Here is a 14572-nt window from a genome sequence, read left to right on the forward strand (position 1 = left end):
AGTTTTGACCGGCCGGACGTTGCGCGCCTCCGAAGCGTTCACGAAGCCGACCGCGCCTGCCGAAAAAGCACGCCTGTCAAATACAAGCCGCCCAACGACAACGTGACCACGCCGACGGGGAGAAGCGTCCCCGGCACGACCCGCTGCGCCAGAATGTCGGCCCCCAGCATGATAAAAGCGCCCATCGCCGCCACGGGAGCAAAGCTCCGCGCCGACTTGGTAAGCCTTAGCGCAATCTGCGGGGCCGCCAAGGCGACGAAGCTGATCGGTCCCGCGACCGCCGTAGGAGCCGCGGTCAGCACGACGGCGATCAGGATCAACGCAAGGCGGGTTCGTTCCACGCGAATTCCGTGCGCTTTAGCCGCGTCTTCTCCCAATTCCATCGCCCGAAGCGGTCTGCCCATCGCGGCGGCGCACACAAGAAGCAGCAGGACGGTCAGCATAGCCGGAAGCGACTGCTCCCAACTGATTCCGTTCAGCGAGCCGACGCCCCACGCCGCGGCGGTCAACGCCACTTCCGCTTTGCTCCGCAGCAGCAGCACCGCGTTCGCGCTGCTCAGGATCGTCGATATGGCGACGCCGACAATGATCAGCCTGAAGCCCTGCGTGCCTTTGCGAAACGCCAGAAGATAGATCAGCATAGCGGTGGCAAGACCGCCGATCAGCGCTCCCGACGCCACGCCGATAAACGAAGTCGAACCGGCGACGAGCATGGCGATCAGCGCCCCCGTATACGAGCCGGACGTAAAGCCGATAATGTCCGGCGAGCCGAGAGGATTGCGCGTCAGAGATTGGAAAATCGCGCCGCTGACGGCCAAGGCCGCGCCGAAAACCATCGCCGCCAGCACGCGCGGCAGCCTCCATTCGACGACGACCGTCCGGGTCATCTTGGCCGCGTCGCCGAACAACGCGGCCAACACTTCCGGCACGCCAAGCCGCAAAGACCCGATCATTAATCCGAATACGGCAAGCGCCAGCGCCGCTCCGAGGAGAATAGCCGTCACCGCAAAGCTCTTGGCATCGATGCGCAGCTTTACGGGACCTTTAAGCCGTATGTAACGCCTGCCGAAACGAACGGGAGGCATGTCGCTCACTCCTTCTCGCTGCCGAGCCGCGTCCGGCTCCTGTAAACGTCCGCCGCTCATAGCTTGCTAGCCGAGCGGCGCCGGACGAGGACGATCAGAATAGGCGCGCCGATGAAGCCCATGACGATGCCGACCGGCACTTCCCCGGGGGAAATCACGATCCTTCCGACAATATCGGCAATCAACAGGAGCAGCGGAGCGACCGCCAGGGAATACAGAAAAATCCAAGGCTGGCTCGGACCTACGAACCAGCGGATGCAGTGCGGCACCATCAGTCCGAGAAACCCGATCGGCCCGACGAGCGCCGTCGCGCTTCCCGCAAGCAGGGGGATGGCGATCAGGCCGATGCCGCGAATCAACTGCACGTTGACCCCGAGCGACGAAGCGCGGTCCTCTCCGAAGGCGATCGTGTTCAGCGCCTGGGAGATGGCGAAGGCCGCCAGCGCGCCAACGAGAATAAGCGGCAGCACCAGCCAGAGATCGCCCTCGCTTTTGCGCACTAACGTCCCGACGGTCCAGTTCAACATACGGGAGAACGCCTTGCTGTTCATCAAGGTCAACGCCGTCGTAATCCCGCTCAAGGCCGCGCCCAGGGCTACCCCGGCCAGCGTAAGCTGGATGGGCGTCGGAGGTTTCTTGCCTGCCCCTCCGCCAATCACGTAAACGATAATCGTGGCCGCCAGCGCGCCGGCAAGAGCAAACCCGACGTAGCCGGACAGCGTGCTGATCGCGAACACGCCGACGCCCATAGCGACCGCGAAGGCCGCCCCTGCGCTCACGCCAAGAATGCCGGGGTCGGCCAACGGATTGCGCGTTAACGCCTGCATCAGAGCCCCGGCCAGTCCGAAGGCCGGACCGACGGCAAGCGCAAGCAGCGTGCGAGGCAGCCGGGAGTCCAGAATAACCCGATGCTCGTAGCTGTCGGCGTTATGGAACAACGCCTGCCAGACGACTTCGATGGAAAGCTGCTTGGACCCGGTCATCAGACTTAAGCACATCGCGGCGGCAAGCAGAACGAGCGCGATGATAAATCCCGCAAAACGTCTGGAACGCAACGATGCGATCGACTGCGCCCGCGCTTGTCCGCTATCGATCATGGGGGGCTTGGCCGAGGTCACCGCATTCACGCTCCAGGCTGCGCGAGTGCCTTAATTTGCGTTGGCAAATGCTCGATCGTCCACAGCAGCGACGGAATCGTGCCGGTCGAGAAAGCGTTGGCCGTATTTTCATCGAGAATAATCGATCTGCCGGCCACGACGGAAGGAATTTTCTGGAACAGCTTGTTGTCCGTAATTTCTTGCGGATCGACCCAGATCGGCATAACGATCGTCACGTCCGCATCCAGAAGATCCAGCTGTTCGTCCGACACCTTCACATAGAACGTGCCCGTCGCCAGCTTCTCGATCTCTTCCTTCGTCTTGAAGCCAAGCCGCGTCATGAAGTCGATGCGCGCATCGCCCTGCACGTACGCTCCGAAGCCGTCGGAGGAATACGCCGCCACGACGATCGTTTTATCGGAGAATTCCGGGTTTTCTTCCGCTGCCTTCGCGAAGGCGTCGTCGACTTTTTTCAGCAGCGCCTGGCCTTCCTCTTCCTTGCCCAAGGCTTTGGCAATCATCTCGACTTGTTCGTTCGCGCTTGTCAAATAGTTATCGCCGTCCGCGGGAACGCCGACGGTCGTGGCGATCTCCGAAAGCCGCTTGTAGCGCGTCTCGTCTCCGGAGGATTTCACGTCAAGAATAAGATCCGGCTGCAGCGCCGCGATCTGTTCGTAATCCAGCTCGAGCGTTCCAAGAATCGTCGGCGGCGTTTGGTAGGCGCCTTCCAGCCACGGGCCGACCCCGTTCCCTCCGAACGCAAGCCAGTCGCTCGCGCCGACAGGCTCGACGCCAAGGCTGAGCAGCGTCTCGGCATCGCCCCAGCCAAGCGCCACGACCCGCTTCGGCTGCTCGGTAATATTCACTTGGCCGAACTTGGTATCGATGGTCGCGTTAAATGAATCCGCGGAGGCGGCCGGGGAACTCTCGGCAGCGGCCTGGGACGGCGCCGGGGTTGGGGAATTCGTATTCTCGGCTGCTCCCGGGCTTGCCTCGCCGTTATTGCCATTGGACGAACATCCGATCAATCCGATTGCCAATACGGCTGCGATAGCCGCCGCTGCTGCCCATTTCGATATTCTGAAGCTTTTCGTCATGCTGATCTCCCTTTTCATCTTATGAAATTGATAATCATTATCATCGTAATTATTCTATATAAACTCCGCTCTGTCAAGCTGTAAAGGCACGCAAAGACGCCGGAAATCGCTCTGCTCTGCGCAGCGATTCCCGGCGCTTCGTCGGCGGCCGTTAAATTCGGATATATGACTATATGACGGCTAAGAAACATTCGCGAGAATCGTCGTCGCGCCGTCAAGCAAGCGCGTCTTGCCTGGTAAACCAAAGACGATAAGTAAGCAGCGCGAGCATGATGCTCGTCAGAGCGGCGGAAGAGGCGAAGGCGAACGTGATCAGAATCTGATAGCGCACCGCCTCGAGCGGACTTGCCCCCGCAATAATCATACCGGTCATCATGCCGGGAAGCTGTACGATTCCGACCGTCTTCATGCCGTCGATCGTCGGAATCATGCTGGATTTGGCGGCGCGTTTAAGCGCGTCTTGAATCGCCTGCCGTGACGAGGCGCCGAGCGACAGCAGCGTCTCTATCTCCTCCTTGCCGGAGGCGATTTCGCGTTTCATTTGGTTCAGGAACAGGCTGGCCGCGACCATCGCGTTGCCGATCGTCATGCCGCTGATCGGAATGATATACTGCGTCGTAAAAGGGATAATGTCCAACAGCAGCAGCAGACCAAGCGTCGCGAATTCCGTGATCAAAATCACGAGACCGATTCTCCACCGCATGCCGCGCAGCCCTCCCGCCCTCGTGTTGGCGTTCCAGGCGGCGACAGCGGTCATCACCAGCAAAATAAGCCCGATGACCAGCCAATGATTGGATTGAAACACGAATTGAAGCACGTAACCGACCGCGAGCAGCTGAATGGCGGAACGAACGGTGCCGATCAGAAGCTCCCTCTCCAGCCCGAGCTTCTGCCACATGGAAATACCGAGGGAGACCGCCACAAATACGAGCGTAAAACCCAGAGCCGTCAAAGACATGCCGATAAATTCTCCCCTTCGTTCTCCCGAATGCCGCCCCCGGCCATACGCCAGATGCGCTTCGACACTCTTCCCGCCTGATCCGAATCGTGGGTGATCCAGATCAGCGCGGTTCCCTCCCGCTCGTGCCAAGCGTCGAGCAGTTCCTCCACCCTTCCCCTGCTGTCGGAATCCAGAGAGGCGGTCGGCTCGTCCAGCAGCAGCATGTCCGGACGCAGCAGCAGCGCCCGGATCAGCGCGATTCGCTGCTTCTCGCCGCCGGACAGCGTTGCCGCCTCCTTGCCCCAATCGATTCGTTCAAGTCCCAGCTTCGCGGCCAGCTCTACGGCCAGCGCCCGTTCGAAGCTGCGCTTGTGCAGCCTGCTGACCGCCGACAGATTATACTCGACCGTGCCTTCCAGCATTACGGCGTGCTGCGGCAAATAACAGACTCGCGACCGCCAGTCTCGGGGCTGCCATTCGGTGTGCGGCTTCCCATGGAGCGAGATTTCGCCGCGATCGGCCGCGGCCAGCAGCGCCAATATTCGAAGAAAGGTGCTTTTTCCTTGGCCGGAAGGTCCTACGATCGCAATTCTGTCGCCGGGCGCGACCTCTGCAGACAGATCGGCAAACAACGTTTTTTCCGCATTTCCGGGAATCGATTTTGTCAAATCGCGAAACGTCAACAGCGGCTCCAAGCCATCCTCTCCCTTTAGCGGAATGATTCCTTTTTATACGACAAAAGCTACCCTCGGGTCAAGCCATAATCTCCCGACTCGAGGGTAGTCCTTGCTGCCGCGCCGTTTCGAAAGATCCCGAATCGCGGTTTCAACGATCCAGTATCCGATAGAACAAATCGGGAGACAAGTAAGCGCCATGTCGATATAACGCATTATCGATATGGCGCGCGATAACGTGTTTTCCTTTATTTAAGCTCCACCTCTGCTGTCGTATATCGGCCTGAAAGGGTGGGTTTACTTCTATCGCTTTATCCAGGACAGCCTCAAGACTGTCCATGCTCACATAGTAATACTGCTCGTTGTGCGCTTGATCCCAACCTTCAGCCGTCATGAACGGACGCACGTAACGCCAGCCCCTCTCGTAAGTAGGATAGCTGGTATATCCGTATCCCTCCTCTTGGAAAACGGAACCCTTCGTCCCTTCCGGAATGGCTACGATTGTCGTGCCTTTGGCGATTTCCAAAGCGGCAGCGGTTTTGTCGGTGGGAATCTCGGAATAATACCGCAAAGTGACAGGCGTCTCTATACGATGCGTCAAAGAATAGCCGACTGCTGCAAAAATCCTGGGAAAATAGGGGGCGTACACGGTCAGATCCATCTTTTCCATCGGAATCTTCTGCTGGTAGGGACTGGCGCTTGCAGCTGCAGAGAACTGTGCGCGCAGTTGGTGATTATGATACAGAGTCTCCCCTGTCCGGTAAGCCAATAAAACAAAGAGGATAACGAGCGCCAGAACGGCGCACCGCCGCAGAAAGGGTTTGGCTGCGAACCGATTGGACATGTCCTTATCCTCCTTGATCGGCTTAACCGGCCCCCTAATCAAGCTTCGGCAAGAAGCCGGACCTGTTTCTTGATTTCGCGGATCGACATGGCCGTATACTCGTCCATCAGCTCGTCCGAACCGCTCCGTTCCGCCGCCGAATACGGATTGGCCGAAGGGGGCAGGAACTCCATCGTGATCGCCCCTTTATAAGCGATGTCCCGCAGCGCTCGAACGACCTCTCCGAAATCGGTCCGGCCCATACCGGCCGCTTCCCTCGTATTGTCGGCAATATGTACATGAACGAGATAGGGAGCGATCCGTTTGAACGACTGCTCCACATTTCTTTCCTCGATGCTCATGTGGAACAGGTCGGCCATCAGCTTCACATGGCCGCTCCCGACCTCCTCGATCATGCGCACAGCCGTTTCGAGCTTGTTGACCAGGTCGGTCTCGTAACGATTCAGCGCTTCAATCGCCAGCTCGATCCCTTGCGACGCCGCATATTCGCCCGCTTCCCGCAAGCTGCCGACGGCATGGTTCCAGGCCTCTTCCTTCTCCGAATCCGGCCGAGCCCGGCCAACGGCGGACGGGACGACGATCACCAGAGGCGCGCCTGTCTCCGATGCCAGGTCTACGCAATCTTTGACGTATTGGACCGCATGGCTCCGAACGGCCCGATCGGACGAGGACAGATCGCGTTCGGACGAATAGATGCCGCAGATCGAGGTACACGTCATATCGCGTTCCCGCAGCAGTCGCCTTACTTCCTCCACGTCCGTCGTCCGGGGCTCTCCGGCCAGCTCAATCCCGTCGTATCCATACTTCTTCAGCCTGTCCAGGCTGCGCGCAAGGCTTTCGCGGCCGTAGATCCACTGCGTCGCGCTATAGCGGTACATCTTCATTCCTCCATCCAAATAGCTTGGGAAAAAGAACAGCGCCTCTCCAAACCGGAAACGGCGCTCTTCCTCTGTTTATTCCTGCTCCTCCGGGAAAAGGTCCGGTCTCAAATGCTTCATCCCGGTTGCGTTCTTCTCCACGCGAAGAATCGGATTCGGTAAATAAATATTATACGTTTCCCGGGAGTCCATCAAGATGTAAGTTCCCGGATCGTTCAGCGCATCGCGTTCTTCCTGCGTCGGCCGCGCCGGCTTGTCGTATACGTAGGCGATGTGAGGGTATTGGCTCGTGCCCGGCACTTTGCCGAATACGCTGGCCTTGGTATGGAAATACAAGGCCGTGTAGTCGCCCGCATCCACAAAGTTTCTACGAATACAGCATCCGCATGATGATGTCTGTATAAGGATAATGTTGCTCATATTCTTCTGGCTTGTCGAGTGCAAGCGTGGTTAAGCCTTGGATAGATTGGAAGATCATCAAGGCCAATTTGGGAGCCGGATCCGAAGCAAACTCTCCGTTTTTTTGGCCCTCAACAATCAATTGCAATACAATCTCGTGCACGGTCTGAATTCGTTTCATCATCAGTTCCTGCAAATCCTTGGCTTTTGAATCATTGTTTTTTAGATTTTTGAAAATCCTCCGCATGATTTCAAGTTCGTTGCCGGACGACGATGTTTCCTTCGCAGCCTGTACAGTGATTCCGAATCGTTTAATTTGATCCTGCCTGAATTTAAGCATGCTGGAGATCAGCGCTTCCAGACGCTGCGCAGCCGTATCCCCGGATTGCATGAGCTGCTGGAATATATCCAAATCAGATTGAATCGTTTGACCTAACAGTTCACAAAAAATAGCTTCTTTGTTCGCGAAGTAATGATAAATCAATCCTGGGCTTACGCTAGCAGCAGAGGCAATATCTGTGATTGTAGTTGACCAGCCCTTGCGGGCAAAGATGTCTTTCGCCGCTTCCAGGATGCTTATACGCTGTGCCTCTCTTACACGTCTATTTTCTTCTTCCGTTCGTGGAATTGTTATCACTCCATTAATGATTAAATCGTTTATTCAACTATAAAACCATTATTATACCGCCCCCCTGCTTTGTCAATCTCAAGCAAGGTGCGATCAACCGCGATAGTAGTCAGCGAGGGTGGCAAACGCCATCTTGGGTTCCCAGGGCATATCGGAATACGTATAACCCATACGGTCTTCAAATACCTTCACAATCCCGAAGCTGGCCATATCCAGGTCTTCTTGCGGGTCACTGCGGTGCGGCAGATGATAATAAGCGAAAGAACATACAAACGTATAGTCGACCCCTTCCCTGTTGTAAATGTCCAGCAATTCATGAATGTATGCGGCTTGTTCAGCCTCGTCACGGATATAGTTGCCGTTGAGTCTGAGCGGTCTGCCTGCATCGTCCCATACAATGATCTTGTCGCCGCGTCCCCCCAGGTCAGCCGCACCTTGGTAGGTGGTGCACCCGAATTCAGTTATGGCTACAGGTTTTCCTCCGGCCAGCAAAGCTCGCGTGCCAGCGATAATCTGGTCGGCAACCTCAGCCGACCTGTATCCTGCATCGGTCGAGATGATGTCAAAGGGCGACCAATCCACCCCTTCAAAAGGAAGCGAGGCATAGCTGAGCTTTCCACCGAATTTTTCCCGGACAAGCACAACGACTTTGTTTAAAAACTCATTAATCTGCAAAGGAATTGTAGTCAATACCTCACGGAGCCTCTCTGGAGCAGCAAACAAGGATAGTCTCTCTTGAAGGGTTTCACCGGGCAGAAACCCGACAGTAAAAATGCTAATCTCAGATCCGGTGAGAAATACGACCTCCGCTCCCAGTTGACGTATCCGCTCGGCACGCTCGGCACAATCGACGATAAAATCGAATTGCTCGTCAATGGTCAGACCGCATGTGAAAGGGCAAAACCACACTTCCAATCCGGCATTGGCTGCTAATCTGGCCGCCATCTCCAAACGATCCGCATCGCCGCCAGTGACACGGACCGCATTGCAGTGCAGGTCTTCCCGAATAATGCGCATCTCGCGCTCGACGATTGCGGCATTAAAGCTTTCACGGGTAATGGTGCCCGACTCATTAATAAATCCTGTCTCGTACGTAATCCCTTTTCCTCGCATTGAAATTTCCTCCTTGGTATGAAGCCAAATTTTCCTGTAATATCAGTTTTTTTGATTGAATAATTTATTCAATATAAACATTATGTCACCGCCTCTTCACCTTGTCAAATCCCTCATCCTTACGGGGCAGACTGCTAAAATAAGAAAAAAACTGGAAGATCGCTTGAGCTGATGCTTCGCGATTCCAGTCTTAGTCAGGAATTATTGTTCAGTTAAACATCCGCTGGCGCTGAGCCTCGAACAGGAGCACCGTGGCTGCCATGGCGACGTTAAGCGACTCCGCGCGGCCGCTCATCGGGATAATTACATTCGCATGTACGAATGCGTTAGACGCCTCGGACAAGCCTGCGCCCTCGTTGCCGAAGACAAGCCAGACGCTGCGCTCCGCAAAATCGTATTCGTAGCAGGATAGCGCAGCCTGCAAGCTGGTCCCGACGATGGCGGCGCCGCATTCGGCGGCGCGCGGAAGCGCCGCCTCCAAATCCGCCTCCAGTACGGGGACGTGGAACAGCGCGCCCATCGTCGCCCGGATCGTCTTCGGATTGTACAGATCCGCCGTTCCCTTGCCCAGCACGACGGCGGTCGCTCCGCCGGCTGCGGCGCTGCGAACGATCGTGCCTACATTGCCGGGGTCCTGCACGCCGTCCAGAACGACGACCAAGCCTTGCTTCTCCCGATACAGCCCCTCCGCCTCGGGCGGGCGTTTAAGCGCCACGGCGAAGATCGGCTGCGGCGTTCCCGTCTCGCTGCACTTGACGATAATCTCCGGCGACACGGGAATCCACTTCGTTTCCGCCCCCGTTTTCGCCGATCCAAGGTCGTCTCTGTCTATGTAAGCTTCGAATTGTTCAAGCACGCCCGAGCCTTCGTCGAAAGCGACAACCTCCAGCGGCCAGCCGGCCTCCAGCGCCTCCTGCACGAGATGAACGCCTTCCAGCAGAAATTTGCCCTCGCGCTCCCGGTATTTTCGTTCCGACAGCTTGGCCCATTCCTTCACGCGAGGATTGGCCGCCGAGCTTAAAAACGGTTCAAGGTTCCGCATAGGCCTGCTCCAGCTTCGTTAATTGTTCGTTCTTGCCCACGATCACGAGAATGTCGTCGCGGATCAGCGGCTCGTCCGCGCTGGGCGTAATGTTCATTTCTTCGTTGCGCTTCACCGCAAGCACGTTGCAGTTGTATTTCTGCCGAATGTCGAGCTGCTTCAAATTTTTCCCGAACATGACGGAAGGCAATCTCATCTCCACGATGCTGTACTCCGGAGAAAGCTCGATATGCTCCAGAATGTTGGGGGAAATCAGGTGATGGGCGACGCGCAGCCCCATATCCCGCTCGGGGAACACGACCTTGTCCGCCCCGATCTTGTTCAGCACCTTGCCGTGCAGGTCGTTCTGCGCCTTCACGATAATATAGGGAACGCCCAGATCCTTCAGAATCAAGGTCGTCAGTATGCTCGACTGAATGTCTTGGCCGATCGCGACGACGACCACGTCGAAGTTGCGAATGCCCAGCGAGCTCATCGCCTCTTCGTCCGTCGAGTCGGCGGCAACGGCATGCGTAACGGCATGCGCGATGTCTTGCACGCGCTGGGAATTGTCGTCGACGGCCAGCACCTCGTACCCCATCTCCGCCAAATATTTCGCCACGCTCGAGCCGAACCGGCCCAAGCCGATAATCGCAAACTGCTTTTTTCTATGCGCCTTCTCTTTCCTGGCCAACTCCGTTCCTCCTCGCGTTCGCTTCCATGATGCGCTCATTATAACATACTCCTCCGGGGGCATAAGCGTCGAGCCTACGGGGAAATCTAATCGGGAATCTTTTCCCTAGGAGGGCTAGTCCGTGGAATTGGACCTCAGACAAGCGATTGTTCAACGAGTTCAAGGCAAGGAAAACGACGAACTGATCGACATCATCGAAGGTTCGATCGGCGCGGAGGAGATGGCTCTGCCGGGACTCGGCGTCCTGTTCGAGATCATCTGGAAGAACAGTACCGAAGCGGCCAGGAAGAAAATGGTGACCGTCCTGCACAAGCAGCTTCCGTCCGGACAAGCTTAACCGATGTCCCTCGTCGCGTGCACGACCGTCCCGTCGACGATCGTGTAGCGGACGACCGGAGTGCCGCGAATTTTCCCCACGACGATGAGATCCGCCCGCTTGCCGGTTTCCAGCGAGCCGATCTCCGCCTCTCGTCCCAGCGCCTTCGCCGGATTCAAGGTCGCCATATTGACCGCCTGCGCCAGAGGGATGCCCTCGGCCTCCAGACAAAATATCGCATGAAGCAGCGACGCCGGATGATAATCCGAGCACAAAATGTCCGCCGCCCCTTCGCGGACGGCTTCGCTTGCCTTCAGATTGCCGTCGTGCGAGCCGCCGCGAACGATGTTGGGAGCTCCGACGCAGACGCCCATTCCGCGGCCGAACGCGAATCTGGCCGTCTCCAGGTTAAGCGGGAATTCGGACACCGTCGCTCCGAAATCGAGCGAACGGCCGACGGCCTCGGCCGTATCGTCGTCGTGCGAGGCGACGGCGATGCCGGCCGCCCGCGCTCGCGCGGTCAGCGCCTTGAGCTTGCTCCAGTCGACCCGGCTCCTTCTCTCCTGCAGTTCCTTCACGATCTCCGCGACCTCGTCGACCCCGACTCCCTGATTTTTCATCACGTAACGCTCGAACGCGCCCGGCCGATGATACTGCCCCTGTCCCGGCGCATGATCCATCAACGACAAGTAGTCGATCAACCCTGCGGACAATAACCGGCTGGCCAGCTCGAAGCCGGTCAGATGGGACACCTCGTAGCGCAAATGCACGCCGTGACGGATCATCGCCCTTTCCTCGCGCAGAGAGGCGATCAATTCGACCATCTCTCCGACGAGGTGCTCGCCCCGCAAGCTTAAGCCCACGCCGAGCGACAGCGAATGAAGCATCGTCGTAATGCCGTGACCGGCCAGCTTGCGCTCGAACTGGAGGAACGCCATCTCCATCGGAAACAGCGTATTCGGCCGCGGCTCGACTTCCTTCTCGATCGCGTCGCAGTGCAGGTCGACGAGTCCCGGCAGCACCCAGCAGCCTTCCGCGTTCAGTTCGCCCGTCGCGCTGCCGCCTCCGGCTTCGCCAATCTCCGCAATGACTCCGTCCTCGATCGTCAAGTCCCCTTTGCTCACGCCGTCCGGACGAACGATGCTGCCTCCTCTGATCGCCAGCCGCTTGCCCATCTCCTCCGCCCTCCTTTCCAATTAAGGAGCAACCTCCAAAAACTGCAGCTCGGGCATCCGTTCCATCGCGGTCCGCATCGCGTATTCATTTTCGAACAGCGCGACGTTCACGTCGTTCTTGTCCTTGACGAGCACCGAATTGATGCGGAATTTCGCCGGATCCACCTTGCCTCCGACCACCCAACGCGCGAACTGGAACGGCGTGCGGAACAATTGAATATCGACGCCGTATTCGTTTTTCATCCGGTACTCGAACACTTCGAACTGAAGCTGGCCGACGACGCCGAGATACGTATCCTCGAACGTGCCCACCGAGCGGAACACCTGCACCATGCCTTCCTCGGTCAACTGGTCGAGCCCCTTCAAATACTGCTTTTGCTTCAGCGCGTTTTTGATCGATACCTTCGAGAAAATTTCCGGAGAAAACGTCGGCAGCTCGTTGAACACGATATCCCGGCCTTCGCTTAAGCTGTCCCCGATGCGGAAAATGCCCGGATCGAACAAGCCGATAATGTCGCCCGGATAAGCCGTTTCGACGATATCGCGATCCTGCGCCAGAAATTGCTGCGGCTGCGACAGCTTGATCTCTTTGCCCGCGCGCACGTGGCGAACGCTCATCCCGCGCTGGAACTTGCCCGAGCAGATCCGCAGGAAGGCAATCCGGTCGCGGTGCGCCGGGTTCATATTGGCCTGAATCTTGAAAATGTACCCGGAGAACTTCTCCTCCTCCGGAGCGACCGCGCCCTCGGTCGTCTTCCGTTCCGCCGGCTTCGGCGCCAGCTCGAGGAAGTTCTCCAGAAACGTCTGCACGCCGAAGTTGTTGACCGCGCTGCCGAAAAATACCGGCGTCAATTGACCCGTACGCACCTTCTCATAGTCGAACTCGTCGCCGGCGACGTCGAGCAGCTCCAGCTCCTGCGCCAGCTTATCCGCCAAATAATCGCCGGCCATTTCCTTGATGATCGGATCGCGATAATCGGCGGTTTTGCGGACCTCGATCTCGTCGTGGTTCTTTCCCTGGAACAGCTCGACCTGGTTTTTCATCCGGTCGTACACGCCGCACAGCTCCCGGCCCATGCCGATCGGCCAGTTCATCGGAACGGAGCGGATGCCGAGCACCCGCTCGATCTCCTCCATCAGCTCGAACGGATCTTGACCTTCGCGGTCCAGCTTATTGATAAACGTGAAAATCGGAATGCCCCGCTTGCTGCACACCTGGAACAGCTTGATCGTCTGCGCCTCGACGCCTTTGGCGACGTCGATCAGCATGACCGCGCTGTCCGCGGCCGTCAGCGTGCGATACGTGTCTTCGCTGAAGTCCTGGTGACCCGGCGTATCCAGAATGTTCACTTGCTTGCCTTGATATTGGAACTGCATGACGGAGGAGGTAACGGAAATTCCCCGCTGCTTCTCGATCTCCATCCAGTCGCTCGTCGCGTGACGCGCCGCTTTGCGCGCCTTGACCGAGCCGGCGACGTGAATCGCTCCCCCGTACAGCAGCAGCTTCTCCGTCAACGTCGTTTTCCCCGCATCGGGGTGGGAAATAATCGCGAAAGTGCGGCGCTTCTCCACTTCCTGCCGCAATTCCCCGCTAGTCTTTTGGCTCATCCTCGGATAGTCCCTTCACGATAAAATAACAGCTTCCATTATAGCACAATCAAAATGAACAAAGATATTTCCTTCGTTCTCCCGTGTGACGGCAAAAAAACTGCGGCTGACTTTCCCCTGCTCCGACAGGCGCCTCCCAGCCTCATTTAGGCTCCAAAATCGCTCGAAGCCGCCCAGTAACAGTCTGTCAGAACGCTAAATACAGGCAGTTGCCCGAATGGGCCTCCGTAACGGCCTCCCAGAACGCTAAATGCAGACTGTTGCCCGAATGGGCCTCCGTAACGGCCTCCCAGAACGCTAAAAGCGTTCATTCGCTCGAGTTGGCCTGCCGGTCCGTAAAGAAGGTTGGTTGAGTAGGCGGTTCGCAATTCCCTCGAGTATATGCGTGCGAATGGGTCGGTCATAGAAAAAAAGAGGCGCCCCATAAGCAAACCTGCTTGAGAGGATCGAGAAACAAAGAAGGGGAATGTACCTCCTGGAGAACTATGCTTGACCCACAACGCTACCATAAACAGGAATTTAAGAAAATAAGGATGGACAACAGGCCTGCAGCAAAGTAAATTGGGAGAAAAAGCAGGCGGTAGGTGGGATCTCTCATGTCACAATCGACGAGCCTTGAACAAGAGGACTGGGCAAGCACGGAGCTTCAACATCTCGGAATCAAATGTGGGCGTACGATTAAACGATTTATCCAAACCGTCTCCACGTTGACGCAAAATCTTGGGAAATCGTTGGCGGGAGCAAGCCGTGATTCAGCAGAAGCCAAAGCCATGTATCGCCTGCTCGACAACGAGCAGATCACCGAAGAGGTCGTGCTACAAGCCCATCGAAAAGCGACCCTTGGCCATATGAAGGCCCAAGGTGAATCCATCATCCTGGCCGTTCAGGATACCACTACCGTAAACTATACCTCGCTCCAACAAACCGAAGGACTGGGGGACATTGGCGGGGCGATCGGCAACAGGGGACTGATCGTCCATTCTTCGTTAGCCGTTAGGCCAAA

The 14572-nt window shown here is 57.1% G+C and carries 16 protein-coding genes; 2 read left to right on the plus strand and 14 right to left on the minus strand.

The window, feature by feature from the left end; all coding sequences use genetic code 11:
* Nucleotides 1–38: 38 nt before the first annotated feature.
* The 12 genes from ACFFT4_RS26325 to ACFFT4_RS26380 form a co-directional block, all read right to left on the minus strand.
* Complete coding sequence (locus ACFFT4_RS26325; RefSeq protein WP_378051993.1) at nucleotides 39–1085, minus strand: FecCD family ABC transporter permease; 1047 nt, start codon at nucleotides 1083–1085, stop codon at nucleotides 39–41.
* Between the two features lie 56 nt (nucleotides 1086–1141).
* On the minus strand, nucleotides 1142–2203 hold the full coding sequence (locus tag ACFFT4_RS26330) for a FecCD family ABC transporter permease (protein ID WP_378051994.1): 1062 nt from the start codon (nucleotides 2201–2203) through the stop codon (nucleotides 1142–1144).
* A 5-nt stretch (nucleotides 2204–2208) separates the two neighbouring features.
* Nucleotides 2209–3279 (minus strand): iron-siderophore ABC transporter substrate-binding protein, encoded by a 1071-nt coding sequence (locus tag ACFFT4_RS26335; RefSeq protein WP_378051995.1) that lies wholly within the window; start codon nucleotides 3277–3279, stop codon nucleotides 2209–2211.
* Between the two features lie 214 nt (nucleotides 3280–3493).
* Entirely contained in the window at nucleotides 3494–4237 is a 744-nt protein-coding gene (locus ACFFT4_RS26340) for an ABC transporter permease (protein WP_378051996.1), read from the minus strand.
* Nucleotides 4228–4914, minus strand: a complete 687-nt coding sequence (locus ACFFT4_RS26345; RefSeq protein WP_378051997.1) for an ABC transporter ATP-binding protein — start codon at nucleotides 4912–4914, stop codon at nucleotides 4228–4230. Before ACFFT4_RS26345 ends, ACFFT4_RS26340 begins: the two co-directional genes overlap by 10 nt.
* Nucleotides 4915–5044: 130 nt before the next feature.
* Complete coding sequence (locus ACFFT4_RS26350) at nucleotides 5045–5737, minus strand: hypothetical protein (RefSeq protein ID WP_378051998.1); 693 nt, start codon at nucleotides 5735–5737, stop codon at nucleotides 5045–5047.
* Nucleotides 5738–5775: 38 nt separating this feature from the next.
* A complete protein-coding gene (locus tag ACFFT4_RS26355; protein WP_378051999.1) occupies nucleotides 5776–6615 on the minus strand; it encodes a TIM barrel protein in 840 nt (279 codons plus the stop codon).
* Nucleotides 6616–6690: 75 nt separating this feature from the next.
* On the minus strand, nucleotides 6691–6951 hold the full coding sequence (locus ACFFT4_RS26360; RefSeq protein WP_378052000.1) for a hypothetical protein: 261 nt from the start codon (nucleotides 6949–6951) through the stop codon (nucleotides 6691–6693).
* A 31-nt stretch (nucleotides 6952–6982) separates the two neighbouring features.
* Nucleotides 6983–7651: a TetR/AcrR family transcriptional regulator gene (locus tag ACFFT4_RS26365; RefSeq protein WP_378052001.1), complete on the minus strand. Its 669-nt coding sequence runs from the start codon at nucleotides 7649–7651 to the stop codon at nucleotides 6983–6985.
* Between the two features lie 84 nt (nucleotides 7652–7735).
* On the minus strand, nucleotides 7736–8755 hold the full coding sequence (locus ACFFT4_RS26370; RefSeq protein WP_378052002.1) for a glycoside hydrolase family 113 protein: 1020 nt from the start codon (nucleotides 8753–8755) through the stop codon (nucleotides 7736–7738).
* Between the two features lie 208 nt (nucleotides 8756–8963).
* The gene (locus tag ACFFT4_RS26375) at nucleotides 8964–9797 is read right to left on the minus strand and encodes a TrmH family RNA methyltransferase (RefSeq protein WP_378052003.1); all 834 of its coding nucleotides are present in this window, start codon (nucleotides 9795–9797) and stop codon (nucleotides 8964–8966) included.
* The gene (locus ACFFT4_RS26380) at nucleotides 9784–10509 is read right to left on the minus strand and encodes a potassium channel family protein (RefSeq protein WP_378052004.1); all 726 of its coding nucleotides are present in this window, start codon (nucleotides 10507–10509) and stop codon (nucleotides 9784–9786) included. The genes ACFFT4_RS26375 and ACFFT4_RS26380 overlap by 14 nt, the downstream gene beginning before the upstream one ends.
* Nucleotides 10510–10591: 82 nt before the next feature.
* Between ACFFT4_RS26380 and sspI the strand changes: the two genes are divergently transcribed.
* Entirely contained in the window at nucleotides 10592–10807 is a 216-nt protein-coding gene (gene sspI / locus ACFFT4_RS26385) for a small acid-soluble spore protein SspI (RefSeq protein ID WP_378052006.1), read from the plus strand.
* On the opposite strand, the gene ACFFT4_RS26390 is transcribed toward sspI, so the two are convergent.
* Both ACFFT4_RS26390 and ACFFT4_RS26395 read right to left on the minus strand, forming a co-directional pair.
* Nucleotides 10804–11961, minus strand: a complete 1158-nt coding sequence (locus tag ACFFT4_RS26390) for an alpha-D-ribose 1-methylphosphonate 5-triphosphate diphosphatase (RefSeq protein WP_378052008.1) — start codon at nucleotides 11959–11961, stop codon at nucleotides 10804–10806. The genes sspI and ACFFT4_RS26390 overlap by 4 nt on opposite strands.
* A gap of 21 nt (nucleotides 11962–11982) precedes the next feature.
* Nucleotides 11983–13569, minus strand: coding sequence for a peptide chain release factor 3 (locus tag ACFFT4_RS26395; RefSeq protein ID WP_378052009.1), 1587 nt, complete (start codon nucleotides 13567–13569; stop codon nucleotides 11983–11985).
* A gap of 596 nt (nucleotides 13570–14165) precedes the next feature.
* On the opposite strand from ACFFT4_RS26395, the gene ACFFT4_RS26400 reads away from it, so the two are divergent.
* Nucleotides 14166–14572, plus strand: a 407-nt coding sequence (locus ACFFT4_RS26400; protein WP_378052011.1) for a transposase DNA-binding-containing protein, incomplete at its 3' end; no start/stop codon positions are given.

The organism is Cohnella cellulosilytica, from assembly GCF_042431195.1.
GTDB classification, from domain to species: Bacteria; Bacillota; Bacilli; order Paenibacillales; family Paenibacillaceae; genus Cohnella; species Cohnella cellulosilytica.

Coding starts and splice junctions, on each gene's coding strand:
- ACFFT4_RS26325 (WP_378051993.1), bottom strand. CDS start 1,085: ATGCCTCCCGTTCGTTTCGGCAGGCGTTACATACGGCTTAAAGGTCCC.
- ACFFT4_RS26335 (WP_378051995.1), bottom strand. CDS start 3,279: ATGACGAAAAGCTTCAGAATATCGAAATGGGCAGCAGCGGCGGCTATC.
- ACFFT4_RS26340 (WP_378051996.1), bottom strand. CDS start 4,237: ATGTCTTTGACGGCTCTGGGTTTTACGCTCGTATTTGTGGCGGTCTCC.
- ACFFT4_RS26350 (WP_378051998.1), bottom strand. CDS start 5,737: ATGTCCAATCGGTTCGCAGCCAAACCCTTTCTGCGGCGGTGCGCCGTT.
- ACFFT4_RS26355 (WP_378051999.1), bottom strand. CDS start 6,615: ATGTACCGCTATAGCGCGACGCAGTGGATCTACGGCCGCGAAAGCCTT.
- ACFFT4_RS26370 (WP_378052002.1), bottom strand. CDS start 8,755: ATGCGAGGAAAAGGGATTACGTACGAGACAGGATTTATTAATGAGTCG.
- ACFFT4_RS26375 (WP_378052003.1), bottom strand. CDS start 9,797: ATGCGGAACCTTGAACCGTTTTTAAGCTCGGCGGCCAATCCTCGCGTG.
- ACFFT4_RS26380 (WP_378052004.1), bottom strand. CDS start 10,509: ATGAGCGCATCATGGAAGCGAACGCGAGGAGGAACGGAGTTGGCCAGG.
- ACFFT4_RS26390 (WP_378052008.1), bottom strand. CDS start 11,961: ATGGGCAAGCGGCTGGCGATCAGAGGAGGCAGCATCGTTCGTCCGGAC.
- ACFFT4_RS26395 (WP_378052009.1), bottom strand. CDS start 13,569: ATGAGCCAAAAGACTAGCGGGGAATTGCGGCAGGAAGTGGAGAAGCGC.